Annotated in this window: 21 protein-coding genes; all 21 read left to right on the forward strand. The window is 70.6% G+C overall.

Going from position 1 to position 26,193, the window contains the following annotated elements; translation table 11 throughout:
* The first annotated feature begins 240 nt into the window (after positions 1–240).
* The 21 genes from K8638_RS03670 (at position 241) to K8638_RS03770 (ending at position 26,192) form a co-directional block, all read left to right on the forward strand.
* Entirely contained in the window at positions 241–2,502 is a 2,262-nt protein-coding gene (locus K8638_RS03670; protein WP_223752993.1) for a hypothetical protein, read from the forward strand.
* Positions 2,499–3,839, forward strand: coding sequence for a hypothetical protein (locus tag K8638_RS03675; protein ID WP_223752994.1), 1,341 nt, complete (start codon positions 2,499–2,501; stop codon positions 3,837–3,839). Before K8638_RS03670 ends, K8638_RS03675 begins: the two co-directional genes overlap by 4 nt.
* A gap of 247 nt (positions 3,840–4,086) precedes the next feature.
* Positions 4,087–4,737, forward strand: a complete 651-nt coding sequence (locus K8638_RS03680) for a Crp/Fnr family transcriptional regulator (RefSeq protein ID WP_223752995.1) — start codon at positions 4,087–4,089, stop codon at positions 4,735–4,737.
* Between the two features lies 1 nt (position 4,738).
* Positions 4,739–5,494, forward strand: a complete 756-nt coding sequence (locus K8638_RS03685) for a 3',5'-cyclic-nucleotide phosphodiesterase (protein WP_223752996.1) — start codon at positions 4,739–4,741, stop codon at positions 5,492–5,494.
* Between the two features lie 76 nt (positions 5,495–5,570).
* Positions 5,571–6,422 carry an acetyl-CoA carboxylase, carboxyltransferase subunit beta gene (accD, locus tag K8638_RS03690; protein WP_223752997.1) on the forward strand — a complete coding sequence of 284 codons (852 nt, stop codon included), beginning with the start codon at positions 5,571–5,573 and terminating at the stop codon, positions 6,420–6,422.
* Positions 6,423–6,444: 22 nt separating this feature from the next.
* Entirely contained in the window at positions 6,445–7,752 is a 1,308-nt protein-coding gene (locus K8638_RS03695; RefSeq protein WP_223752998.1) for a folylpolyglutamate synthase/dihydrofolate synthase family protein, read from the forward strand.
* Positions 7,753–7,761: 9 nt separating this feature from the next.
* Positions 7,762–9,036: an alpha/beta hydrolase gene (locus K8638_RS03700; RefSeq protein ID WP_223752999.1), complete on the forward strand. Its 1,275-nt coding sequence runs from the start codon at positions 7,762–7,764 to the stop codon at positions 9,034–9,036.
* 163 nt (positions 9,037–9,199) lie between these two features.
* Positions 9,200–10,615 carry an AMIN domain-containing protein gene (locus K8638_RS03705; protein ID WP_223753000.1) on the forward strand — a complete coding sequence of 472 codons (1,416 nt, stop codon included), beginning with the start codon at positions 9,200–9,202 and terminating at the stop codon, positions 10,613–10,615.
* Positions 10,616–10,661: 46 nt separating this feature from the next.
* Positions 10,662–13,403 carry an LPS-assembly protein LptD gene (locus K8638_RS03710; RefSeq protein WP_223753001.1) on the forward strand — a complete coding sequence of 914 codons (2,742 nt, stop codon included), beginning with the start codon at positions 10,662–10,664 and terminating at the stop codon, positions 13,401–13,403.
* Positions 13,404–13,463: 60 nt separating this feature from the next.
* The gene (locus K8638_RS03715) at positions 13,464–13,814 is read left to right on the forward strand and encodes a helix-turn-helix domain-containing protein (protein WP_163996972.1); all 351 of its coding nucleotides are present in this window, start codon (positions 13,464–13,466) and stop codon (positions 13,812–13,814) included.
* A gap of 125 nt (positions 13,815–13,939) precedes the next feature.
* The gene (locus tag K8638_RS03720; protein ID WP_223753003.1) at positions 13,940–15,484 is read left to right on the forward strand and encodes an Ig-like domain-containing protein; all 1,545 of its coding nucleotides are present in this window, start codon (positions 13,940–13,942) and stop codon (positions 15,482–15,484) included.
* A 111-nt stretch (positions 15,485–15,595) separates the two neighbouring features.
* Complete coding sequence (locus K8638_RS03725) at positions 15,596–16,309, forward strand: TetR/AcrR family transcriptional regulator (protein ID WP_223753004.1); 714 nt, start codon at positions 15,596–15,598, stop codon at positions 16,307–16,309.
* Positions 16,246–17,040 carry an enoyl-CoA hydratase/isomerase family protein gene (locus tag K8638_RS03730; RefSeq protein WP_223753005.1) on the forward strand — a complete coding sequence of 265 codons (795 nt, stop codon included), beginning with the start codon at positions 16,246–16,248 and terminating at the stop codon, positions 17,038–17,040. Before K8638_RS03725 ends, K8638_RS03730 begins: the two co-directional genes overlap by 64 nt.
* A gap of 455 nt (positions 17,041–17,495) precedes the next feature.
* Positions 17,496–19,040 carry a phage tail sheath subtilisin-like domain-containing protein gene (locus tag K8638_RS03735; RefSeq protein ID WP_223753006.1) on the forward strand — a complete coding sequence of 515 codons (1,545 nt, stop codon included), beginning with the start codon at positions 17,496–17,498 and terminating at the stop codon, positions 19,038–19,040.
* A 31-nt stretch (positions 19,041–19,071) separates the two neighbouring features.
* On the forward strand, positions 19,072–19,593 hold the full coding sequence (locus K8638_RS03740) for a phage tail protein (protein ID WP_223753007.1): 522 nt from the start codon (positions 19,072–19,074) through the stop codon (positions 19,591–19,593).
* Positions 19,594–19,597: 4 nt separating this feature from the next.
* On the forward strand, positions 19,598–20,329 hold the full coding sequence (locus K8638_RS03745) for a hypothetical protein (RefSeq protein WP_223753008.1): 732 nt from the start codon (positions 19,598–19,600) through the stop codon (positions 20,327–20,329).
* Positions 20,330–21,714: 1,385 nt separating this feature from the next.
* A complete protein-coding gene (locus K8638_RS03750) occupies positions 21,715–22,035 on the forward strand; it encodes a hypothetical protein (RefSeq protein ID WP_223753009.1) in 321 nt (106 codons plus the stop codon).
* The gene (locus K8638_RS03755) at positions 22,032–23,288 is read left to right on the forward strand and encodes a Pvc16 family protein (RefSeq protein ID WP_223753010.1); all 1,257 of its coding nucleotides are present in this window, start codon (positions 22,032–22,034) and stop codon (positions 23,286–23,288) included. The genes K8638_RS03750 and K8638_RS03755 overlap by 4 nt, the downstream gene beginning before the upstream one ends.
* On the forward strand, positions 23,285–25,258 hold the full coding sequence (locus K8638_RS03760) for an ATP-binding protein (protein WP_223753011.1): 1,974 nt from the start codon (positions 23,285–23,287) through the stop codon (positions 25,256–25,258). Before K8638_RS03755 ends, K8638_RS03760 begins: the two co-directional genes overlap by 4 nt.
* On the forward strand, positions 25,255–25,533 hold the full coding sequence (locus tag K8638_RS03765; protein ID WP_223753012.1) for a hypothetical protein: 279 nt from the start codon (positions 25,255–25,257) through the stop codon (positions 25,531–25,533). Before K8638_RS03760 ends, K8638_RS03765 begins: the two co-directional genes overlap by 4 nt.
* The gene (locus K8638_RS03770) at positions 25,530–26,192 is read left to right on the forward strand and encodes a hypothetical protein (RefSeq protein ID WP_223753013.1); all 663 of its coding nucleotides are present in this window, start codon (positions 25,530–25,532) and stop codon (positions 26,190–26,192) included. Before K8638_RS03765 ends, K8638_RS03770 begins: the two co-directional genes overlap by 4 nt.
* The last annotated feature ends 1 nt before the right edge of the window (position 26,193 follow it).

Here is a 26,193-nt window from a genome sequence, read left to right on the forward strand (position 1 = left end):
GTCGTCTTTGAGTCCCTCCAGGCCCTGGCCGGGACTTCCTCCTCCGACATGAAGGTGCCCCGGAGCCGATGCGTGACTCGCGCTCTGTTCGGGCTTCTGTCGGCGCCGCCGCGGGCCCGGGGGGGGGGGCGTATGACGTCGGCGGGGATGGATGGAGTCATTTATTTCCGGTCTTGCCTGAAAGTAGCGTTTCGCGCTTTCGCGCGGTGGGGTCTCCCGCGCCAGGACGGAGGCTCCTTCATGTCGTACTCCAGCGCTGCCCGGCTCCACCGTCGCGCAGAGGTGCTCCCACGCGTCAGTGCCTGGATTCACGGTTGGGCGTGCCTGCTGCTGGCCGCTGTCGTGCTGTGCACTGGCTGTGCCGCGTCGTCGTCTCATGGCGCCCTGGCGTCCGGTCCGCGCCTGTCGCTGATGGCCGTGGAGTGGGACGTGGTGGGCGGCGCCTCCGAGGTGGAGGTTTCGGGCGCGTCCCGGTCACCGGAGGAGGTGGTGGAGGAGGTCGCGCCGCAGCGGTTGCACCGCCGCCATCCCGAGCGAGTAGTGCACGGCACCTCCGTGGGGCCGACAAGGCCCTCCAGGGTGGCTCGCGGGGCGCCTGCCTGTGGCGGACGCGTGCCCTCTGGCTGGCCGCGAATGGACTCCAGCGCGGAGGTGCTGGCGCCCTTCTTGGCGTGTGTCTCACCCTCCGACTTCGTGGCGTTGCAGCGCACCGTGGACATGCCCCGGCTGGTGGAGTCCCTGACGGACTGGGACGCCGTGAGGCTGGGCGCCCTGGGGCCGCTGGACGCGAAGGCCTCGGAAGTACTGGGCCGCAAGCGCGCCGCCTTCCTCGTCACCGCCACGGAGAAGTACGGCGTGCCCCTCGCCGAGGTGTTCGTCCTCTTCATTCTGCACTCGGCCTTCGATGATGAGGTGCGCGAGGTGGTGCGGCTGCTGGCCCGGGAGAAGCAACTGGGCGAGACGCTGGGGGGCATGGCCACCGTCCGAGAGGAACTGGAGGGGCGGGGCCTGAAGCTCGCGGACTTTACGGAACGGGACGCGCGAGCTGAGGACGTGCCGCGGGGCTTGGGGAGGGCAGGCCGGGACGCGCTCGCCACCGCTCCCGTGCTGGCCGAGTCGCGGTACGTGGACTTCAACGCGAAGCGCGCGCAGCTACCGCCCGCCTATCAGGAGGCGCTGCACGAGGTGGAGAGGGCGTTGCTGGCGGAGCGCTTCTCGCCGGGAAACGTGGCGCTGGGGAGCTTCGACCACCTGACGTTCGGTGTGCCGGTGGGCTTCTACCACCTGGCGGCGGGCACGCTTCAGGGGGTGGGCTCGCTGGCGTCGGGGGAGTACGAGCAGGCCACGCGTGAGCTGGCCCCCGCGGCGCTGATGGTGAGCCTGTACGCGGGAGGCCGGGGCGCGCGCTCCGTGCGTGAAGGCGCCATCGCGGGGCGGGAGGGCGTCCGGCTTCCATCGTTGGCGCCACGCCTGGACGCGCTGAAGGGAGTGCTGGCACGACTGGAGGCGCGGCTCGGGAGTGGGGCGGTGGGAGAGTTGGCCCGACGCCTCCAGTCGAGCCGGGAGGGGGCCCTCGTGGTGGCCGAGTGGGGCGAGGCTGGTGCGGTGGCCCTGCACGAGGCGCGGGGAAACGCGGGGAAGGCACAGGCGTGGCTGGCCGAGGCGAAGTCGCAGCGCGCGGGGCCCACGCTGTCACGAGGTCGCGCGGAGAAGGGGTCGGGCGCGGCGGCGCGGGTACACGAGGCGGCGGGCTACACGCGCGAGGCCCTGGCGGAGAAGCTGCGGCAGGCGGAGTGGGAGGCGCCGGGCCCGAGGCTGCCCACGGACGTGACGCTGCTGAAGCGGCAGCACCCCACGCTCGACGCCCCGCCGCCGGGAGTGCGCGAGGGCTCCGTGTTGTGGAGCGAGTACGTGACTTACCGGACGCGGCGGCTGGCCGAACTGGAGCAGGGGCTGCGCACGAAGGGGCCGCTGAGGTGGGAGGGCTACCGGGAGATGCGCGGACTGTTCGCCCGGGGGCTCGACTTCGAGCACCTGATGGTGAACCTGCTGCGCGCCGACGCGGAGCTGCCCCGGGCGCAACGCCAGTGGCTCCAGGACTTCGATGTGCCGCGAATCGAGACACACGTGGGGGTGTGGAAGCCGGAGAGCGGCCTGCGGTACACGGACGTGCTGGTCATCGAGGAGCGTCCGCCTCCGGGGCAGTTGGCTCGCGTGGAGAGCATCAGTTGCAAGAGCCGGGAGCTCTCGCGGCTGGAAGGCGATTTCCTGGAGGCGCAGATGCTCGCGGACGCGAGGGAGGCCCTGAGCTATTACGGCGGGACGTTGAACATCCGCCGACGCACTCTCAACCCCGACGGTGACATGGTTCCGGTCCAGGTCCAGCGGGTCCGCCTCGTCTACGAGGGTGGCGACCTCAATCCTGAAACTCCAGTGGATTGGAAAAAGGCCGTGAACGAGGTTCAAAGAAGGGTCAAGGGCGTGGAGGTGCTGCTCCAATGAGACGGCTCAGCATTCACGACTTGAAGCCGGAGGATTACCTCTACTTCTCCTTCGAGGCCGACTTCGACCCCCATGTCTTGCTGGAGCGTGAGCTGGAGCCCTTCCTCCGGGCCCTTGAGGCGTATGCGGGCGATTGGGTGCCGGAGGTCGTCCACGGCAAGAGGTGGCGCAAATACTCCCGCGACGCGGTCGTCAAGAGCCTGGAGGAGAGGCGTGACGATGACTACTCGTCCATCGGGCTGTACCGGACGGAGTGGCCCGCGGTGGACATGACGCTCAGGCTCGGGTTCTCGTCGCGTTCGCCTCGGCTGGATTTCAGTTGCTCCGTCAAGCCGCTCTCCGTTTTCGCGCCCACCGAGCGCTGCCAGCAGCTCGTGGACATGGTCCGCGCCTGGGCCTCCCGCTACCCGGTCACCTACGCCGTGGCCAGCAGCCTGGCGGAGGACCAGTTATCGGGCGCCCCCTGTTTCGGCCGCGACATGCAGACCACCATTCGTGACGGCTTCGACCGAATCTACGAGGTGTCCTGGCTCAACATCTTCGGCCCGAAGCTGGTGGAGTCCATCGGCCGCGAGCGGGTGCTGTCCACGCCGGCCCACCGGGTGGAGGCGTTGCCCCACGGCGCCGTCCTGCTGGTGACCTGGCCCATCGCCGCGGACTTCGCCAGCGACGAGGCCCGCCAGGCCCAGGCCCGCGCCCACGCGCACCTGCGCCCGGACCTTGATTACGACACCCTGCTGCGCACCCTGCGTGAGCGCAGCGCCATCCTGGCCCCCGTGGAGCCGCGCTTCCCACCGGAGTGGGAGCCGCTCCTCACGCGCGTGGTGGACCATGTCCGCATCAGCGAGCGCCAGCGCAAGATCGCCGAGCTCAATAACTGGTGCCCCCCGGAGCCGGACGAGTGGCTCCCCGCGAGCGCCGCCCTGCCCCCGGACGTGAAGGAGGTGGACTTCGTGCGCCAGCAGTACGGGGACCTCTCCGAGGGCCTCGTGGCGCTGCTGCACACCGACGTGCCCTCCGTCTTCAGCGCCTCGCCCGAGTCCCTCATGGACGTGGACGCCCACTTCTGGTGCGAGGACTTCCTGAGGAACCGCCGGCCGGGAGTCATCGACGAGCACCTGATGCCCGCGGTGGGCGCGTACCTGGGGGAGGTGCTGGTGAAGCACCTCGGAGGACAGTGGATACCGCGCCAGAAGCTGGAGGAGGCGCAGGTGCGCATCGGCGACCGCGTCTGGCTGCCCTTCCTCCGAGCCCACCACTACACGCGCTCGCGCCAGGCGCTGCTGGACTTCTCCCTCTCCGGGCTCTACCGCGCGGCCGAGCAGCACCGCTCCTGAGCGAACGCCCCCTGTCCAGGGAAGCCCACCGCGCCACCACGCACGCGACGCGGAGGTGTCGTCTTTGCGGCTACCATGCCCCCTGGGATGACCTCCTTCCTCTCGCGCCTTCCGCGGGCTGCCCCCGGGGCCGGACTGGGACGGTGTCATCACGGCCACGACCCAACAGCTCACACGCGCTGTCGCACCGCGGCGCACAGCCAGGGAATTTGACCGGGGGGGTGGGGGCTGATTGACTCCGCGCAGGATGGGCGCCGAGGAAACCCTCTTTCAACGTTTCGGGAAGGAATTCCCCAAAGGAACCCAGCTCTTCCGCGAGGGAGAGACGGGCAAGGAGATGTTCGTCATCCAGGCGGGGAAGGTCTCCATCTCCAAGCGCGTGCGCGACGTGGAGAAGGTCCTCGCGGTGCTGGGCCCCGGTGAGTTCTTCGGGGAGATGGCCATCATCTCCAACAAGCCCCGGAACGCGTCCGCCGTCGTCCAGGACGACGCGCGGCTGCTGGTCATCGACCCCAAGACGTTCGAGGGGATGATCCGCGGCAACGCGGAGATCGCCGTCCGGATGATCAAGAAGCTGGCCGAGCGCCTCTCCGAGGCCGACGCGCAGATTGAAAACCTCCTCCACCACGACCCCGCCAGCCGCGTCGTGCACCACATCCTCCAGGCCACCCTGACGCGCGGGCGGCCCCAGGAGGGGGGCGTGGAAATCGACTTCGTGGTGCGCGAGATGCCCCGGCAGCTCGGCGTGGGCGAGCCCGCGGTGCGGAGCATGCTGGACAAGCTGGAGCGGGCCGGTCTCATCGAGCGCGGCACTGACAGACTGACCGTGTATGACACGGACAGACTCCACGACTTCCTCCAATACCTGGAGATGAAGTGGAAGTTCGGAGACCTCTAGCGTGAAGCTGCGAGTCCTCGGCTGTCACGGCGGCGAGCTGCCCACCTGCAAGAGCACGTGCTTCCTCGTCGATGACGTGCTCGCGCTCGACGCGGGGGCACTGACGGGGACCCTCTCGCTGGAGGAGCTGTGCCGCGTGGACCACATCCTCGTGGGCCACAGCCACTTCGACCACATCAAGGACCTGCCGCTGATGGCGGACCTGGTCATCGGCCGCCGCGACAGGCCCATCACCATCCACGCCTCGCGCGAGTGCGCCCGGGCCCTGCGCGACAACATGTTCAACAACGCGCTCTGGCCGGACTTCACCCGCATCCCCACGCGCGCCAGGCCCGTCCTCCAAATCAAGACCTTCCGCGCCGGCGGCACCTTCCAGGTGGGCCCCTACACCGTGCGCAGCGTGCCGGTGAGCCACCCGGTGGAGTCCTGCGGCTTCATCATCTCCGACGGGAAGAGCACCCTCGCCATGAGCGGCGACACCGGGCCCACCGACAAGCTCTGGAAGGCGCTCAACGAGACGAAGAACCTCAAGGCGCTGCTGCTGGAGACGTCCTTCCCCAACAAGCTCCAGTCGCTGGCGGACATCTCCGGACACCTGACGCCGTACACGCTGGAGCAGGAGCTGAAGAAGTTCCACCGCAACGGCGCCTCGGTGATGCTCTACCACCTCAAGCCCGCCTTCGTGGCCCAGCTCAAGAAGGAGCTGTCCACGCTGCCCGTGGAAGTCCTCGAGCTGGGTGACACCTTCGAGCTGTAGTCCCGCGGATGTCAACGCGGCGCGCCACACGGAGAGGTTGACGGGTGGGGCCGCGCGGGATTAACCCCGCCTCGACATGGCCTGGTTCTCCAAGAAGCCCCGCATCTCCACCGAAACCGAGCAGACGACCGAGTCCCGCCCGTCCCGCATGGAAGGGTTGTGGGCGAAGTGCGAGTCCTGCGACGAAATCATCTACCGGCAGGACCTCGAGAAGAACTGGATGGTGTGCCCGCACTGTGAGCACCACCATGCCTGGCCGGCCCGCTCCCGGCTGACCACGCTGCTGGACCCGGACAGCTTCGAGGAGTTCGACAAGGACCTGGAGCCGCAGGACCCGCTCGGGTTCAGTGACTCGAAGAAGTACAAGGACCGGCTGAAGTCCACGCGGAAGAACCTGGGCGAGTGCGACGCCTTCATCTCCGGCGTGGGCCGCATCGAGGGCCACCAGGTCTCCGTGGGCTGCTTCGTCTTCGAGTTCATGGGCGGCTCCATGGGCTCGGTGGTGGGCGAGAAGGTGGCGCGCGTCTTCGAGCGGGCCCATGACCTGAAGTGCTCCGCCATCATCTTCTCCGCGTCCGGTGGCGCGCGCATGCAGGAGGGCATCTTCTCCCTCATGCAGATGGCCAAGACGTCCGCTGCCATCGCCCGCTTCCGCACCGGCACCCGGCCCTACATCTCCGTGATGCTCAACCCCACCACCGGCGGCGTGGCCGCGTCCTTCTCGTGGCTGGGGGACGTCATCCTCGCCGAGCCCAAGGCCCTCATCGGCTTCGCCGGTCCGCGCGTCATCGAGCAGACCATCCGCCAGAAGCTGCCCGAGGGCTTCCAGCGCTCGGAGTTCCTGCTGGAGCACGGGATGATCGACAGCATCGTGCACCGCAAGGAGCTGCGCACGAAGCTGGGCCAGATTCTCGGCCTGCTGGGCTGAGGCGCACGGCGGCCCCACCGGCATGAGCGCGCCCCGGACGCCACAGGAGGCGCTGGCCTTCCTCGCGAAGCTCAACCCCTCGGGCATCAAGCTGGGGCTGGAGCGGGTGCGTGAAGCGCTGGCGGCGCTGGGTCACCCGGAGCGCCGCTACCCGGCGCTGCACGTGGCGGGCACCAACGGGAAGGGCAGCACCTGCGCCTTCACCGCCGCCGCCCTCCAGGCCGCCGGGCACCGCGTGGGCCTCTACACGTCCCCGCACCTGGTGCGCGTCAACGAGCGCATCCGCGTGGACGGCGCGGACATCTCCGACGAGGACTTCGGCCGCGCCATCCTCGACGTGCTGGAGCGCTACCCCTCGGCTGTCTCCGAGCCGATGACGTACTTCGAGTTCGGCACCGTGGTGGCCCTCTGGCACTTCGCCCGGGTGGGCGTGGACGTGGCCGTGCTGGAGACGGGCCTCGGAGGCCGGCTGGATGCCACCACCGCCGCGAGCCCGGTGGTGACGGCAATCACCCCCGTGTCCTTCGACCACATGGAGTACCTGGGCCACACCCTGGAGGCCATCGCCGGGGAGAAGGCCGGCATCCTCAAGCCCGGCGTGCCCTGCGTGGTGGCGCGGCAGGAGCCGGAGGCCCTGGAGGCGATTGTCCGGAAGGCCGGGGAGGTGGGGGCTCCGCTATGGGTGGAGGGGAGGGACTTCGCCATGGAGGTCCGTCCCGACGGCGGCCTGTCCTACCGTGGAGCCTCCTGGTCTCTGGACGGGCTGACGCTGGCCCTTCGTGGGCCGCACCAGCGGCAGAACGCCGCCGTGGCGCTCGCCAGCCTGGAAGCCCTCCACGCGCGCGGAATCCTCGTTTCCCCGGAGGCCGCGCGGGCGGGGCTGGCCTCGGCGCGCTGGCCGGGCCGCCTGGAGGAGGTGGGGGGGCAGCCTCCCATCCTGCTGGACGGTGCCCACAACCCCGCGGGGGTGGAGGTGCTGCTCGCCTCGCTGAGCACGTTGTACCCGGGGCGCCGCGTCCACCTCGTCTTCGGGGTGGTGGGGGACAAGGACCGGGGGCCGATGATGCGGGCCCTGTTTCCCAGGTGTACCTCGGTACAGCTCACGCCCCTGGACACTCCACGCTCGCTCGCGCCCGCGGCCTACCTGGACGAGGCCCGTGCACTCTGCGCGGACGTGTCTGCCTGGTCTGACGTGGACTCGGCGCTCGCCGCGGCACGCCGGCACGCGGGGCCGGACGACGTCGTGCTCTGTACAGGCTCACTGTTCCTGGTCGGCATGGTGAAGGCCTGCCTGGTCCGAAACCTTGGCGCGATGCATCAGTCGCCGTAGATTCAAGATATGCGCCTGCCGGACTGGAGATCCGCCGCGACCCCCGGGCCGCCCATCCCCACGGTCGACGAAGTCGACTTCCGGGCGCTTTACTCGAAGACGAAGTACGTCGTGGAGACGGCGGACGGCTGGTCCCTGGTCATCACCCGCTACCGGCCGGTGAAGCAACCCTTCCCGCAGCCGCTGTTCGGTGAGCCGCTGCTGCTGGTGCATGGCTTCTCCCAGAACCGGCACACCTGGACGAGCGGCCAGTTCGTCAAGAACCTGCTGTTCTTCGGGGTGGACATCCACATCCTGGAGCTGCGCGGCCACGGCAAGAGCTCCATCGAGTTCCAGAAGGAGCGGGCCGAGCGCTTCAAGCGCCCCCTGCCGCCCGACCTGGACTACGGCTGGGACATCGACAGCTACTTCCTCTACGACCTGCCCGCCGCCGTGTCCGGGGTGAAGCGCATCACCCGCCGTGAGCGCATCTTCTTCTGCGGCCACTCCATGGGCGGCATGCTCGGCTACGGCTACGCCGGCATCCACAACGACTTCGAGGGGCTCATCACCATCGGCTCCCCGGCGGACCTGGGGCGGGGCTTCATGCTGCTGCGGGTGCTGGCGCATGGCGCGCCGCTGCTGGCCAGCCTCATCGACCTGACGCTGACGGGGCTCAACGTGGGCGGCCAGGTGGAGGGCGTGAGCCGCAAGCTGCTGGCGCGCGGGGTGGGGGCCCTCAACGCCGGGCTGGGCCGCAAGCTCACGCCGGAGGAGCGCCGCGCGCTCCGGTTCAAGGCCGTGCCGGTGGACCTCATCCTCAAGTTCGTCGAGCGGCAGCTCGGCAAGGCCGAGGACTCGCCGCTGTACCAGCAGCTCACCACCCGGTTGAACCGGCTCATCAACCCGGAGCGGGTGAGCGCGGACGACATCCGCTGGCTGTTGCGCGAGGGCGGAGAGCGCGAGCCGCGCCGGGTGCTGGAGCAGTTCGCGAAGTGGATCCGCCGCGGGGAGATGGTCTGCTACCGCACCGGCTTCGACTTCAAGCGCGGCTTCGGCCGCATCGAAGTCCCCATGGCCATCATCTTCGGGGACCTGGACCCGCTGGCCTCGCTGGAGTCCACCCGGAGCGTGTACCGCGCGGCGAAGAGCGAGTACCTCCTCTGGCGCCCGGTGAAGGGCAACAGCCACATCGAGCTGACGATGGGGCACGACATCCGGCAGATCTGCTACGACATCAAGAACCTCATCGAGTACGCCCGCACCCACCGCAACCGCCCGCCGAGCCTGCCTCGCCTGCGGTAGCGCGCCGGTGGGGTGGGCCGGGGGTGGGGCGCCCGGAGGGGCGTTCCGGGGTCGGCTCGCCCGGAAGCGTGTGCTTGCGCCGGACGCTTCCGGACGGAAAGTTGGAGGGCGGAGGGCGCGTGCTAGCATCCCTGCTCTCCGTCAACGTGAAGGGGAGTAGTCGATGAAGGCCTTGGCCGTGTGGCTGCTCGGTGTGGTGCTCGTGCCCGTGGTGGCGCTCGCGCAAGCGCCGGCGGCGGACCTGAACACCATCTCCGGCGTGCAGGTGAATGGCGGCACCGTGACCATCAACGGCACGAAGAAGCCCAACTTCACCACCTTCACCATGACGGACCCGCCGCGGCTCGTCATCGACATCTCCGAGGCCGTCTTCTCCAACGTCCCGGAGGAGATGCAGGTGGGCAATGGCACGGTGACGGGCATCCGCACCGCGAGCTACGGCTCGGACGCCTCCGCCATCGCCCGGGTGCTCATCGGCTACGAGCGCGAGGTGGAGACGGACATCCAGGCCAACGGCAACCAGCTCGTCGTCCGGGTGGCCGGTGGCGGAGGCCAGGCCGTGGCGCAGGCGCCGGCCCAGCCGGAGGCCGCTCCCGCCGCGCAGCCCACCACGGACGGCTCCTCCGCCCAGGCCGCCGCGGCCGCGGAGGCGGACCGCCAGGCCCAGGAGAAGGCCGCCGCTGATGCCGCCGCCGCGGCCCGCGCCGACCGGGAAGCCCAGGAGAAGGCCGCCGCCGAGGCCGCCGCCCGCGCCCAGGCGGACGCCGAGGCCGAGCGCAAGCGCCAGGAGGAGGCCCGCGCCGCCGCCCAGCGTCAGGAGTCCGAGGCCCGTGCCGCCGCGGACGCGGCCGCCGAGGAGAAGAAGCGTCAGGAGGCCGAGGCCCGCGCTTCCGCCCAGGCCGCCGCCGACGAGAAGAAGCGCCAGGAGGCCGAGGCCCGCGCTTCCGCCCAGGCCGCCGAGGAGGAGCGCCGCGCCGCGGCCCAGGCCGCCGCCGAGGAGAAGAAGCGCCAGCAGGAGGAGGCCCGCGCCGCCGCGAAGAGCGCCGCCGACGAGCGCCGCGCCGCGGCCCAGGCCGCCGCCGAGGAGCGCCGCGCCGAGCAGGAGGCCGCCGCCGAGGAGAAGAAGCGCCAGCAGGAGGAGGCCCGTGCCGCCCGCGCCAGCCGGAAGTCCGAGGCGGTGGCCATGGCCACGCCGCGCGAGAGTGAGCGCCTGGAGGTGTCCGGTGGCTCGTCCGGTCCGGTGGAGGTGTCCTCGCGCCGCAAGACGATGACGCTGGTCGGCTTCCAGCAGCAGTCCGGTGCCTCTCGCGTCTTCGTCCGCACCAACGAGCCGGTGCGCTACACCGTGAGCGAGGAGGGTGGCGCGGTGGTGCTGGAGCTGGAGAACACCCGCATCGACCTGAGCAACAACACCCGCCCGCTGGACACGTCCTTCTTCAACTCGCCGGTGACGCGGGTGGACGCGGATGCCTCGGGGCGCGCGGTGCGCGTCACCATCCAGCTGCGCCAGCAGGCCCCCTATCAGGCCCGCCAGGACGGCGACGTCATTTCATTGGACTTCCAGCGCACAGGCCGGTGAAAAGGGCGCGCCGCGCGGCCCGGGCGCGGCATACCCTGACGCCTGAATGAGCATCCTCGTCCCGCTCGCCGCCGCGCTGCTCGTTTCCTCGGCGCAGATTCCCCTCGCCACCCAGGTGCAGCTCCCCACCGGCGAGACGGTGGAACTGGCGGCGGACTTCGTCGCGTACGAGGCCGACAAGCAGGTCCTCACCGCGCGCGGCCACTGTGAGCTGCGCACCGGGGACATGCTGCTGCGCGCCGACGAGGTGACGTACGACGAGGCCAACCAGCTCGCCACCGCCTCCGGCAACGTCATGTTCGTGGGGCCCGGCGGCATGGCCGCGGTGGCGGACTCGGTGCGGGTGGACATCCGCTCCTTCGAGGCCAACCTCGAGGGCGGCCTCTTCATGCAGAAGAAGGGCGTCACCCTGGAGGCCATGCTCTCGGCGAAGACGCCGCGGGAGCTGCGCGCCATGGGGGAGACGCCCGTCATCCTCAGCGGCAGCCGCATCCGCCGCACCGGGCCCGAGTCCTTCGTCGTGGACGACCTGGCCTTCACCCCGTGTGAGTGCGGCCCCGGCGAGCCGAGCTGGCGCGTGGAGGCCAGCTCCGCCAACGTCACCCTCGGCGAGCGCGCCACCCTGTCCTGGCCCGTGGTGTACGTGCGCTCGGTGCCCATCTTCGCGGTGCCCTGGCTCTACCTGCCCCTGGCCGAGCGGCGCTCGGGCCTGCTCCTCCCCAAGCCCGCCATCTCCAGCCTCAACGGCTTCGTGCTCGAGCAGCCCCTCTTCATCACCCTGGGGCAGAGCTACGACATGACCTTCACGCCGGGCTACTTCACCGGCGGAGGAAACGAGCAGCACACCTTCTTCGTCGCGAGTGGTGGAGCCGGGGGACCGGGCCAGTATGTGACGCAGCAGGAGACGCGCTACCTCGGTGTGAAGGGGCCGCGCCTGCTCACCGAGTTCCGCTACGCCCCCAGCGAGCGCACCCGGGGCCGCGCCACGCTGGGCCTGCTGTACGACTCACGGCCGGTGCGAGACCCCCGGTTCCCGAATGGCAGCTACTACCGGGAGGTGGTGGACGGAGTGGGGACCGCGGCGATTGCCGGGGGGCCTCGCGGCCTGCGCGGCGAGGCGTCCTGGCAGCACACGCAGGACCTGGGGGGCGGCTGGTTCGACCGGGTCGACGCGTCCTTCGTGTCGGACGGCTTCTACCCGCGAGACCTCACCGCGGACATCGTCCTGCGCGAGTACCAGTACCTGCGCAGCACCGCCACGGTGCACCAGCGCCGGGACGACCGTTACCTCGGGCTGGATGTGTCGCTGCGCCAGGACATCCGCTGGGGCTACAGCTTCTTCAAGACGGACCAGGTGCCGGACAACGGCATTCCGTCCGACCCCACCCAGTACCTCCCACCGGGCACGGAGCTGAAGGGCCCGTCCACCTTCCAGCGCCTTCCGGGCATCACCCTGGCCCTGCTCGAGCGTCCGCTGGCGGGGGGGCTGATGAAGGGCGGGCTCCAGGTGGAGTACTCCCGGCTCGCCCCCCTGCGCACCGGCTTCGGGGACGAGGGCGCCGACGGCGTCTTCAGCCCGACGGGCGACTTCATCCCCCCCTGGAACTCGCCGCTCTGGAGGACCGTGTCGGGCGGCCAGAAGCCTCTGGACCCCTTCCAGTCCGACGGTGTCTTCAACGCGGCGGACCGGGAGGCGAGAGACCGGGTGGACTTCCTTCCCCGGCTGTCCACGTCCTTCGGCCTGGGGCCCTATGCCCGGGTGACGCCCTCGCTCGCGGTGCGCCAGGACTTCTGGGTCGGCGAGGTCTCCGGCAAGACCTGGCAGCGGGGCTACCCCCTGGCCGGGCTGCTGGTGGACACCCAGCTCGCCACCACCTGGGCGGGGCGGGAGAAGAACACGGGCTACCGCCACGCCTTCGCCCCCTCGGTGGAGGTGCGCTACGTGCCGGGGGGGTGGGGCCGGGTGCCCTCGGCGGGGGGCTCGGACAGCACGGCGCCCCAGCCCTATGACTACATCGATGCCGCGGTGCCCCTCCGGGCGGATGGGAGCACCCGGGGCTTCCTGCACGCCATCGTCGCCGTGGACCAGACGCTGGGCTTCAAGCGGGGGAGCGACGTGCGCGAGCCGCTGCGCCTGCGCGTGGGGCAGGGGTTCGACCTGACGCGCTACGCCCCGGCCGTCGGGCGCAAGGAGGAGACCGGGCCGGTGCTTCGCGACACCTTTGCCCGCCTCGGCGCCACCGCGGGCGTGCTGAACGCGGGCGGGCAGATCCGCTACGACTTCAACACCGGCCGCATCCTCCAGCTCAGCGCGGACTTCACCATCGACAACGGCAAGGGCGCCGCGCTGTATGGCCGCTTCGACGACTTCCTCACCACCCCCTCGGAGGCCATCGAGCGGGGAGCCGACCCCCTGGCCGTCGGTCCGGATGCCGTGCGCCGCAGGCTGGATACCCTGGTCGGCAGTGCATCGTTCGAGGCGCCGGGGCTCCCCCCGGCCAGACTCCCTCCGGCCAGGCGAGAACAGGCCCTCATCGCGGGTACGCGTTTGACGCTCGGATTTGGGCTGGGAGTGCGGTACGAAGCGTATGTGCAGCCGCTTTATCAAGATCTGACAACCCAAGAATCCAAGCCCCTGTACCAGCAGACATTCGGCCTCTCCTACGGGCCGGCATGCGACTGCTGGCGTATCGAAGGGGTGATGATTCTGCGCAGGGATGAGTCGCTGGAGTTCGGCGGCATCAATCTCAGCGTCGCGGGCTTCGGGTCCTTCGGTTCCGGCGGCTAGGAATCACCCGCCGTGCGTGGGGGTTCCAACAACCTCGAAACAGCCAGGAGAAGTCATTTCGTGTCGGACCTCGGAAAACGAATCGGTCAGCGAATCCGCGAGCTTCGCACACAGCGACCGGAACGCTGGACGCAGGAAGAGCTCGCCGAGCGGGCTCAGATCAGCGTCTCCTTCCTTTCCATGATCGAGCGCGGCGAGCGTGTCCCCCATGTGGAGACGCTGGCGGCCCTGGCGAACGCCCTCGGCGTCAGCCTGGGGGAGCTCTTCACGGGGACGGAGCAGACCCTTGCTCAGACGGAGGACCTGCTGCGTCCCCTGTCTGACTTCGCGCGTGCCCGCGGCCTCACCGCGCGGGACGTGGACCGCCTGCTCGGGGTCGCGCGGGTGATGTTCAGCGGCTCCGCCGCCTGACGCCCCCACCCGGGAGCCAGATCCGGTTCGCAAGGGGTCTCCGGTCTTCCTGTCCTGTCCTTGACTGGACGGCGGGTAGCCCGGGAAGATGGGGAGTCCCCCGTCTTCCCAAGGAGTCTCCGCTGATGCGTCCGGGTCTGGCCCCATGGGTGGCCTTTGCGAGCGTGATGTTCGTGGCGTGCTCGCCGCCGGCCCCCGCCACACTTGAGTTCGTGGACCAGTCACCGGCGCAGCCGCGACTGGGAGAAATCACCACGTTGCGCTTCCGCGCGGTGGACTCCCGGGGCCAGCCGCAGGCGGGTACTCCGGTCTCTTTCTCGCTGCAGTCGCCGGTCCCCGGCGTGGAGCTGTCGCCCACGGAGGGCACCACCAACACCGGTGACGGTGTGGTCTCCGTGCAGGTGGTCGCCCGGGGAGGCCGCGTGGCCTCCGTCGTCGTCGTGGCCACCGCCAGCGGTGACGGCGAGACGAAGACGGCCGTCAGCCCGGTGGTGAGCTTCGCCGGCACCAACTCCAGCGCCCGCCAGCTCACCTTCCAGTGCGGCGCGTTCGCCGGTGATGGCTCCGGCCTGCACCACGCGATTGGCGCGTGGGACGAGACGCGCCACCTCATCGCCGGCGTGAAGCTGCGGTGCAACGCCCACGTGGGCGACCGCAACGGCGACGGCATCACCGGCGCCCAGGTGTCCTTCCTCACCGAGGCGGGCACCATCGGCCCCAGCGCGGTGACGTCCACCGACGTGGTGGGCAACGCCGAGGTCCTCTACAAGTCGTCCTACCCGCTGCCCGAGGACGTGGCCCCGGGCGAGTTCACCTGGTCCCCTCCGGACGATGACGTCCACACGGGCGAGTACATCGCCCCCCTGTGGATGCACCCCTTCCTGTGGGAGGAGAACCCGCTCGTGAACTACGGCAACCCGGCCCGGCCGTACGACACGCGTCCCGAGCCGCGCCGCAGTGACCCCATCCGTCCGGGCAAGGTCAACAACCCGCGTGACAACCTCGTCTCCATCATCGCCATCACCAGCGGCGAGGAGGCGTACGACGACAACAACAACAACGGCCAGTGGGACTCGGGCGAGCCCTTCGTGGACCTGACCGAGCCCTTCGTCGACAACAACGACAACGGCACGTGGGACCCTCACGAGCGCTTCGTCGACACCAACGGCGACGGCAAGTGGAACGGGAAGAACAAGCAGTTCGACGCGTCCACGCTCATCTGGGTGCAGGAGCGCATCCTCTGGACGGGCTGGCCGCACGAGCTGGATGCGCCCCAGGTGTTCCGGCAGATCCGCCCGCTGCCCAGCCAGGACCCGGCCACGTTCATCGTCGAGCACTTCGGCGCGCAGACGGTCGAGTTCCTCGTGTCGGACCCCTGGTACAACCGCATGGCCCAGAACTCCAACGACGACGGCTGCAACGGCGGCGCGTCCGGCCCCGTCAAGGTGGCGCCCACGCTCACCGGCATCGCCCTGACGTACCCGTCGTTCAAGTTCGAGAGCTACAGCGTGCAGGACGTCCACGAGCAGCCGCCGGAGGGCAATCCTCCCCCGGCCAGCGAGCCGCCCGTGGCCTGGACGGTGTCGCCGACGTGCTACTACACGGCCGCCCAGCTCGACGGGCACAAGGTGGGCGTCGTCGGCCCCACCGTCGCCGGGCGGGTGCGCTGAAACCGGTGGGGGCCCTGGCGTGCCGCAACAAGGCATTGACCCCGGGGCCCTCCCTCCGTAGGTTCCCGCCCTTCGGCTGATTATTGAATCACCCCTCGGGTGGAGGACGTCGTGGGTCAGCAGAGCAAGACGGCGGCGGACAACGGCTCGCGTGAGAGTGAGCGCCGCCGCACCATCCTGCGCGCGGCCATCGACGTGTTCGCCCGCAAGGGCTACCACGGCTGCCGCATCGCGGACGTGGCCAAGGAGGCGGGCGTCGCGTACGGGCTCGTCTACCACTACTTCAAGAACAAGGACGAGCTGCTGGAGACCGTGTTCGACACGGGCTGGAGCGGCTTCGTCACGCGCGTGCGCGCGGTGGTGGAGGCGGAAGGGACGCTCGCGGAGAAGGTGCGCGGCATCGTCGACGTGGCCTTCGAGGCCTACCGGGTGGACCCGCGCGCGGTGAAGGTCCTCATCCTGGAGATTGCCCGCAGCCCGGCCGGCTCCCGCATCAACCGGCAGACGGCTTTCGTGGACGCCATCCGGCTCAGCTCGGAGCTGTTCACCCGGGCGAAGGAGTCCGGCGAGCTGCGCGCGGACATGGACCCGCATCTGGCCTCCGCGCTTCTCTTCGGCAACATCGAGATGGGGCTCACCGCCTTCGTGGTGGGGCTGACCGACTCGCGCGACGTCGCCGCGCTGGAGCGGGCCAAGGCGCAGATCGCCGACTCCTTCCTTTACGGCGTCCTCTCGGGCGCCCATGGCGAGGAGGCAGCCGAATGGAAGTCGGAGAAGCCGTCGGAGAAGTCCGCTACGAAGTCCAAGGCACCCAAGCGCTCCTGACCATCGACCGGCCGAAGGCCCGCAACGCGCTGTCACCCGCGGTGGTGCGCGGGCTGATGGCGGCGCTGGAGCGCGCCGAGTCCGACCCCGCGGTGCGGGTGCTGGTGCTCACCGGCGCGGGGGAGAAGGTCTTCTGCGCGGGCGGCGACCTGGGGACGATGGCGGGTGACGAGGGCTTCCTGGCGACTCACGAGGGCCGGCGCTCCTACGGGCGGCTGCTGGCGCGCTTCCAGGAGCTGCGCAAGCCCACGGTGGCCCGCGTCAACGGGCACGCGCTTGCGGGCGGCCTGGGGCTGGTGCTCGCGTGTGATCTGGCGGTGATGGTCGAGGGCGCGGACCTGGGCACGCCGGAAATCGACGTGGGGCTGTTCCCCATGATGATGATGGCGCTCCTGCAGCGGCACCTGGGGCGCAAGCGGGCGCTGGAGCTGGTGCTCACGGGAGACAGGCTGCCGGCGCGCGAGGCGCTGGCGCTGGGGCTCGTCAACCGGGTGGTGCCGGCGGCGGAGCTGGACACGGCGGTGAACGCGCTGGCGGGGAAGCTGGCCGGAAAGAGCCAGGCGGTGCTGGCGCTGGGACGCCGCGCCTTCTTCACCGCGGAGGACCTGCCGCTGCCCGCCGCGCTGGAGTACCTGGCGTCGCAGCTCTCGTTGAACGTGCTCGCGGACGACGCCGGCGAGGGCATCTCCGCGTTCCTGGAGAAGCGCCCGCCGAAGTGGAACGACCGCTGAGCCGGCGCCCGTTGTCTGGAGCGACGAACAGCTGGGTGGAGCCTCAAGCCGCGTGACGGGCTGCGGCAATGGCTTGCGGTTCACCAGGCTGTTCGTCGCGGACACGCGTGCCCATCCAGAGGGCCCGTGCGCGCGAGCCTACCTGCCGGGTGGGTTCGCGAATTTCAACCTGAAGGGTTCATGTCAGCCCTCCGGCCCAGGATGCGATGACCGTGGGGGGGCTGTACGTCCCGCGGCGTCGCTCTCACGCGAGCGGCGGAGATGTGTGCCTGTCATGCCAAAAGGATGTCACGGCTTGAATTGATTGTTGGTTGACAGGAATTGTGGCGGGACGATACTCGAATCCATTCGCAAGTGGCGTACGTTGCCTCTTGGGCCAATTGACTCATCTGGAACTGGGGGGGCAGCCAGTCGGTATGCGACGTTGAAGTCAACTTGGGTCCAAGGAGAACCGTATGCCCGTCTCTCCCACGTATCCCGGCGTCTACCTCGAGGAAGTTCCGAGTGGCGTGAGAACGCTCACCGGCGTGGCCACGTCGGTGACCGCCTTCATCGGCCGAGCGCTTCGAGGTCCTGTCAACGAGCCGGTTGTCATCAACAGCTTCGCCGACTTCGAGCGCACTTTCGGCGGCCTGTGGCTCAAGAGCTCGATGAGCTTCGCCGTGCGCGACTTCTTCCTCAACGGCGGTGGGCAGGCCATCGTCGTGCGCCTGTACCGGGCGGAGTCGGGGACGGGGGCCAAGCCGGGGAGGGCCGGGGTGGCGGTGGGTGGCCTGACGCTGGAGGCCGCCAACGAGGGCGCCTGGGGCAACAACCTGGCGGTTTCCGTGGAGACGCCGGGCTCGGCCGAGGTGGCCGCTCGCATGGGGCTGACGGCGGCCGACCTCTTCAACCTCACGGTGCGCGACACCGGCGCCGGGGGCGCCACCGAGCAGCACCTGCACTTGACGGTCAAGGACACCGCGCGCCGGGTGGACCGGGTCCTCGCCGCCGAGTCCAAGCTGGTGCGCTGGGCCGGCGCGTGGCCGGGGACCGAGCCCGTCGTCGTCGCTGACCCCACGGCGGATGTGACCCAGGCGGCCGACGGACAGGCGCTGACGCTCGCCGACAGCTTCTCCCCCACGGGGGCGCAGGCGAGCAAGGTGGGGCTCTACGCGCTGGAGAACGCGGACCTCTTCAACCTGCTCTGCATCCCTCCATACCTCGATACGGGGGACGTGGACGCGGCGCTCATCACCGAGGCCGCGGCATATTGTGAGCGGCGTCGCGCGATGTACATCGTGGATCCGCCCACGAGCTGGAACAACAAGGCCACGGCGAAGTCGGGGCTCGACACGCTGGGCACGAAGAGCAAGAACGCCGCGGTGTTCTTCCCGCGGCTGGTGCAGGCCAACCCGCTGCGCGGCAACCAGCTGGAGACGTTCGCGCCGAGCGGCGCGGTGGCGGGCACCATCGCGCGCATCGACGCGCAGCGTGGCGTGTGGAAGGCCCCGGCGGGACTGGAGGCGACGCTGGCGGGCGTGCCGCGGCTGAGCGTGCCACTCACGGACGCGGAGAACGGCGAGCTCAACCCGATGGGCATCAACTGCCTGCGCTCCATGCCGGGAGCCGGTCGCATCATCTGGGGCTCTCGCACCCTGCAAGGGGATGACCGGCTGGGGTCCGAGTGGAAGTACCTCCCCATCCGCCGCCTCGCCCTCTTCATCGAGGAGAGCCTCTATCGCGGCACGCAGTGGGTGGTGTTCGAGCCGAACGACGAGCCGCTCTGGGCGCAGATCCGCCTCAACGTGGGGTCCTTCATGCACGGCCTCTTCCGCCAGGGAGCCTTCCAGGGCCGGGCGCCCAATGAGGCCTACTTCGTGCTGTGCGACAAGGACACCACGACGCAGGACGACCGCAATCGCGGAATCGTCAATATCCACGTCGGCTTCGCGCCGCTCAAGCCGGCTGAGTTCGTCATCATCAAGCTGCAGCAGATGGCCGGACAGGTGGGCGCGTAAGGACCCGGTGTAAGGATTCGAGGAGGACATCGTGGCGCAATTCACCGTCAATGCGGTGCGGCTGGACCCCTATAAGAACTTCAAGTTCCGCGTTCGTTGGGACGGTCGCGACGTAGCGGGAGTCAGCAAGGTTGGCGCCCTCAAGCGCACCACCGAGGTGGTGAAGCACCGCGATGGCGGTGACTTCAGCAGTTCGCGGAAGTCTCCCGGCCGCACCGAGTACGAGGCCATCACCCTGGAGCGGGGCGTGACGCACGACCCCGAGTTCGAGGCGTGGGCTCGCAAGGTGTGGAACTACGCGGCCAAGCCCCTGGAAGGGGGGGAGTCCTCGCTGAAGGATTTCCGAAAGGACATCCGCATCCAGGTCTACAACGAGGCAGGCCAGGTCGTGCTGGCGTACAACGTCTTCCGTTGCTGGGTGTCCGAGTTCCAGGCGCTGCCAGAGCTGGACGCCAATGGGAACGCGGTGGCCATCGAGTACATCAAGCTCGAGAACGAGGGCTGGGAGCGCGACGACCAGGTGAAGGAGCCGACGGAGCCGCAGCTCCCGTGAGCTCATGCGCGCGCTGTCGGCCAGCGACATCGTCCACCTCTGGGAGGTGGGGCAACCCCAGCACCCGCTTGACCGGGCGCTGACGTTGGTGGGCGCCGCCTGCCCGGAGCTGTCGAGGCAGGAGTTGGTGGCACTGGATGTGGCATCCCGGGACTCACTGCTGCTGCGGCTGCGTGAGCGGACCGTGGGGCCGTTGCTGGACTGCTACGCCGAGTGCCCGGCCTGCCGCACGTCCCTCGAATTCCAGGTCGAGACGGAGCGCCTCCTCGCCCTGTTGAACACGGCGCGAAGTGGGCGTGTCCTGGAGGCCGACGGCGTGGAGGTGCGGTATCGACTGCCGGACAGCCGGGACCTTGCCGCGGTGGCCCGGTGTCCGGATGCCGGTGCCGCGCGGCAACTGCTGCTCCGCCGATGCGTGCTCGGTGCCAGCGATTCCCAGGGCGCCTTCTCCGCCGATGCGCTGCCAGACGGGGTCGTCACGGCCCTCTGCGCGCGCCTGGAGGAGGAGGCAGGGGTCGCCGATGCACAGGTGGACCTCCGCTGCCCGTCCTGCGGCCACGTGTTGGAAGTGGCCATCGACATCACGGAGTTCTTCTGGCGGGAGCTGGCCGTGGAGGCGCGGCGCCTCCTTCGTGAGGTGCATGTGTTGGCGCGCGCGTATTGCTGGAGTGAGGAGAGCATCCTGGCCATGGGGCCGCAGCGGCGGCGCTTCTATCTGGAGCTGGCCGGCGAATGAGCGACTTCCTCTCTCGACTCGTCAGCAGGGTGCAGGGGCGCGCGGTGTTCGCGCAGCCGCGCATCCGGCCCTTCTACGAAGGGCTGCCTCCAGCCGCTGGGGCCGGGCCGGTTTCCGTGCTGGATGGGGAGCCAGGAGAGGGTGACACGACGGACTCCAGCGCACGCCCCCAGGTGGCTTCGGTACCGGGGGCCGGGGACGTGCTCGTTCCAACCCATCCCGACAGCGTCGAGCGGAGCGGCACGATGCCGGGCGCTCGCTCCGGGGGAGAAGTGGTCCTTCCTCCCGTGCTCGGTGTCCAGTCCTTCCAGGGCCCTGACGCACGGCCTTCCGTCGCGCCACCATCGGACACGGGGCCGCACCGCGGCGTCGAACTCCTGGAGGCGTCGCGAGGGAGTTCCACTCCGGAGGCGCTGGCCCTGCCGGTGATGGAGGTGTCGGGAGGTGTTGCCGCCCCCGACGGAGTCGTTGGCACCGAGGTGGGGACGCGTGCTTCCCCTGTGCTCGATGTGCCGCGTGGTACCTCGGGGGGGCCGGTCTCGCGAGTACAGGAACCCGGCGCCGGTCCGAGGCGGCAAGCCTCGAGTGCCAGCGGGCCTGACGAGGAGGGGCTCGACGTGGCGGAAGCGCTCGCGCGTGAACAGGGGAGGAGCTTCTCTCCGGAGCGCGGCCCGGTGCGAACGGCCGAAGAGCGTTGGGGCGATGCCTCGGCTCCGGGCCCTGTCATGGTCCGCGCCGGTGTGCTCACGTCTGCACCAGCGGGCGTCAGGCGAGGGGCCGCCGAGGCGCGCGAGCCGGAAATTCCGTCACCGGAGCGCCTCTCCCGCGTACAGGCACCCGGCGCCGGTCCGAGTCTGCAAGCCTCGAGTGCCAACGGGCCTGACGAGGGGCTCGACGTGGCGGAAGCGCTCGTGCGTGAACAGGGGAGGAGCTTCTCTCCGGAGCGCGGCCCGGTGCGAACGGCCGAAGAGCGTCGGGGCGATGCCTCGGCTCCGGGCCCTGTCACGGCCCGCGCCGGTGTGCTCACGTCTGGCTCCCGGGATGCACGGAGGCCGGAGGCGCCGACAGTGGGGGAACAAGGGACGGACCCGGCCAGTCTCTCGGAGCCGGCCAGGGCGGGAGCGGCGACGCCCCGGCCTTCCACGGAGACGCCCCGGCCTCCTGCGGAGACGCCCCGGCCTTCCACGGAGACGCCCCGGCCTCTCGCGGCGACGCCCCGGCCTTCCACGGAGACGCCCCGGCCTTCCACGGAGACGCCCCGGCCTTCCACGGAGACGCCCCGGCCTTCCGCAGTGACGCCCCGGCCTCCTGCGGAGACGCCCCGGCCTCCCGCGGCGGCCCACCCGACGCGAGAGCAGGGCCACTCCGCCGGTGACGGACGCGCCATGGCGCAGCCCGCTCAGGACCTCCCCCGGCCAACGGAGACGGTGACCGTGCTGGACGGGCGCACCCGCCCCGCGGAGTCGCTCGCAAGGCCTGGGCCGGAGTCCACCGCGCGCGAGGCCTTCCACGCGAGGGCGGCTCCGTCCTTCCTCGAGGAAGGCACGCCAGAAGCGAGCCCCACACCCACCATTGAAATCAGCATCGGGCGCGTGGAAGTGCGTGCCGAGGTGGCTTCCCCGAAGCCCACCCGGCAGCATGCGCCGGCTCAGCCCATTCTCTCGCTCGATGCCTACCTCGGGCGCCAACGGAAGGGCGGCAAGTGAGCAACTCCCTCGCGATCGCCGCCGTCACGGCCACCCTGCGGGACCTGCTGCTGCGGGCCGCGCAGCCCCTTCCGGGAGACCCGAGCTCCGACACGGAGCTCGCGGACCTCACGGTGACCACCCGGACACCGGACAAGGCACGCACGGCCGAGGACCGCAACCAGCTCAACATCTTCCTCTATCAGACCGCGGCCAACGCGGCCCTGCGCAACCGGGCACCGGGCCGCCCCGGGGAAACGGCGCACCCCCCGCTCGCGCTCAGCCTCTACTATCTGGTGACGGCCTACGGACGTGGCGGCGAGGAGCTCCTCGGCCACCGGCTGCTCGGGCGCGCGATGAGCATCATGCACGACCAGGGCAACCTGCTGCCCTCCGACATCAAGCTCTCGCTCCCCGGCAATGACCTCCACCTCCAGCTCGAGAGGGTCCGCATCGCGCCGCACCACCTCTCGTCCGAGGAGATGTCCAAGCTGTGGACCCTCTTCCAGACCCAGTACCGGCTGTCGATGGTGTACGAGGCCTCCGTCGTCCTCATCGATAGCATCCGGCCGGCGAAGGCGCCCCTGCCGGTGCTGGCCCGCGGCTCCTCGTCGGACGCGGGCGTCGCCGTGCAGCCCTTCCTCGTGGCTCCGTTCCCCGGCATCACCGCCCTCCTGGCGCCCAACGGCCAGCCCGCGGCGCGGCTGGGTGTCGGGGCCACGCCCGGAGACGTGCTGGCCATCCGGGGCACGCAGCTGACCGGGAGCAGCGTGCGCGTGGAGCTGGCCCACCGCCACCTGGCGGCCCCACACTCCCTCACGCCGCTGGCGGGCTCGCAGGCCACGGAGCTGCGCGTCCAGCTCCCCACCGCCTCGCCGAGCTGGCCGGCCGGGCTGTACTCGCTTTCCGTGGTGGTGGGCCGGGAGGACCGGCCGGAGGCCACCACCAATGCCCTGCCGCTCGCGCTGGCCCCGCGCATTCTCTCCATCGCGCCCAACCCGGCCCCCCGGGACGGCTCGGGCAACGTCACGCTGACCGTCACGTGCAGCCCCGAGGTCTGGCCCGAGCAGCGCGTGTCGCTGCTCGTCGGTGACGCGGAGGTCCGCGCCGAGCCGCACCCCGACAAGACAGGCACGCTGACGTTCCTCCTGGAGCCGGCGCCCGTGGGGCAGCACCTGGTACGGCTCCGCGTGGATGGCGTGGACAGCCTGCTGGTGGACTACTCCGCCACGCCGCCGGCCTTCGACCCCTCGCAGCGGGTGACCATCTCATGACGGCCCAGGCGGACTGGTCCGCGGCCAACCAGCGCTACCTCATGGCGGAGCTGGCGCTCGTCCGGCTGCGGCTGGAGCAGCACGCCGCGAGGGCGACGGAGTCGGAAGGGCCCGTGCTGGACACCGCGGTCCAGGCCCGGGACCGGGCCGCCGCCGCGATGCCCGCGCCGGCCGCGCTGGACACGCTGTGCCAGGTGTTCGAGCTCTCCCCCTTCGAGCGGGCCGTGGTGTTGCTGTGCGCCGGCATGGAGCTGGATGGCGGCTTCGCGGCGTGCTGCGCCGCCGCGCAGGGGGACTCGCGGCGCGCCTTCCCCACGTTCGGCCTGGCGCTGGCGGCCCTCCCGGATGCCCACTGGAGCGCGCTCGCCCCCTCCGGGCCCCTGCGGCGCTTCCACCTCGTCGTGCCCGGCCCCGGTGACTCGCTGACGGGCAGTCCGCTGAGAATCGACGAGCGCGTGGTGCACCACCTGGCGGGAGTGGCCTGTCTCGATGAGCGGCTCCAGGGGCTCGTCGAGCCGGTGGCGCTCCCGGACGCGCGGCTTCCGGACTCCCAGGCCCGCCTGGCCCAGCGCATCGTGAGCCTCTGGTCTCACCCGCGCGAGGGCGAGCCCCTGCCGCTCGTCCACCTGCAGGGGGGCGACGCCGTCACGCAGCGGGCCATCGCGGCCACGGCCTGTGCGCGGCTGGGGCTTGGACTCCAGGCCCTTCGCGTGGCCGACCTGCCCACCAGCGCGGCGGACCGCGAGCTGCTGTCCCGGTTGTGGGAGCGCGAGGCGGCCCTGTCCGAGACGGCCCTGCTGATGGTCTGCGAAGAGGCTCCGGGCGCCGAGGCGCTCCGCGCCGTCTCCCTGGCCGACCGCCTGCGCTGTCCCATCATCGTCAGTGCGAGCGAGCCCGTGCGGCCGGGCCGCAAGCGGCTGCTGCGCCTGGATATCGGGCGTCCGGAGACGGCGGAGCGGCAGGCGCTCTGGCAGCATGCCCTGGGCCCGCTGGCGGGGCGCCTCGATGGCCAGCTGGACCGCGTCATCGCACAGTTCCCAATGGGGCTGCAGGGCGTGCGGTCCGTGAGCGCGGAGGTGCAGGCGGAGCTGGCGGCCGGGGCGTCGGACGCGGCCGGGACGCTCCTCTGGGACACCTGCCGGGCGCAGGCGCGGCCACACCTGGAGGGGCTGGCCCAGCGAATCGAACCCATGGCCCGCTGGGAGGACCTGGTGCTGCCGCCGCTCCAGATGGAGCTGCTGCGGGACCTGGCCGCGCACGTGCGCCAGCGCACCACCGTCTACGAGCAGTGGGGCTTCGCCAGCCGCACCTCGCGGGGGCTGGGCATCAGCGGCCTCTTCGCCGGGGTGAGCGGCACGGGCAAGACGATGGCCGCGGAGGTGCTCGCCGCGGAGCTGCGGCTGGACCTCTACCGCATCGACCTCAGCCAGGTGGTGAGCAAGTACATCGGCGAGACGGAGAAGAACCTGCGGCGCATCTTCGACGCGGCCGAGGAGGGGAGCGCCATCCTCCTCTTCGACGAGGCCGATGCCCTCTTCGGCAAGCGCAGCGAGGTGAAGGACAGCCACGACCGGTACGCCAACATCGAGGTCAGCTACCTGCTGCAGCGCATGGAGGCCTACCGCGGGCTGGCCATCCTCACCACGAACATGAAGGACGCGCTCGACACGGCCTTCCTGCGCCGGCTGCGCTTCATCGTGGAGTTCCCCTTCCCGTCGGCGGAGCAGCGGCTGGAGCTGTGGCGGCGGGCCTTCCCGGCCAGCACGCCCACCGAGGGCCTGGACCTGGCGCGCCTGGCGAAGCTCAACGTGGCGGGTGGCCACATCCGCAACATCGCCCTGACCGCCGCCTTCATCGCGGCGGACGCCGGCGAGCCGGTGCGCATGGCGCACCTGCTTCGTGCCGCGCGCGACGAGTACACCAAGCTCAACCGGCTCCTCACCGAAGCCGAGACGCGGGGGTGGACATGAGGCCCGTACCGAACATCCGGCTGCACATCGAGCGGCTCGTCCTGCACGGCCTTTCCCCCCTGGACCGGGACCGGGTGCGGGAGGCCTTCACCCAGGAGCTGTCGCGGCTGCTCCTCGAGCAGGGCGTGCCCGAGTCGCTCGCGGGGGGCGCGCACGTCGCGCGGCTGGAGGTGGGCGCCGTGCGGCCACACCCCGGCGCCAGCGGGGAGTCCGTGGGTGTGCAGGCCGCGCGGGCCGCCTACACGCGGCTCGCCGGAGGAGGGGAGGGAAGATGAGCGCCGCTCCCGGCTCACCCCTGCTGCTGAAGGGGGCCATCGTCGGTCTGGACCTGCTCAACCCGGTGCCCATGGTGGTGCCCTTCCAGTACAACCCCGACCAGCTCACCCGCACGCTCACCGCCAACCAGGCCGGCGAGGGGGCCGACTCGGGCGAGGCGCTCCGGCTGCGTGGCCCTCCCAGGGAGACGATTCAGCTCGAGGTGGAGCTGGACGCCGCCGACGCGCTGGAGAAGGCGAGACCACCCGAGGTGCTGGTCGGCGTCTATCCCATGCTGTCGGCGCTGGAGATGTTCCTCTACCCCCGGTCCGCCGGAGTGCTGGCCAACGCGGCGCTCGCCGCCGCCGGCATCATCGAGCTCATCCCCGCGCAGGCCCCGCTGACGCTGCTCGTCTGGGGCCCCCAGCGCGTGCTGCCGGTGCGCCTGACCGAGTTCAGCGTCACCGAGGAGGCCTTCGACACCCGGCTCAACCCCATCCGGGCGCGGGTCCGCCTGGGGCTGCGGGTCCTCACGTACCAGGACCTGGGGCTGGCCAGCGTCGGAGGCGTCACCTTCATGGTCCATCAGGTCGCCAAGGAAATCATGGCCACCCTCAACGCCGCCGGCAGCCTGACGGGCGCGGTGTCGTTCGGGGTAGGCGTTGGAAACGGAGGCTGAC

This window comes from Myxococcus sp. RHSTA-1-4 (assembly GCF_020037125.1).
Taxonomy (GTDB): Bacteria; Myxococcota; Myxococcia; order Myxococcales; family Myxococcaceae; genus Myxococcus.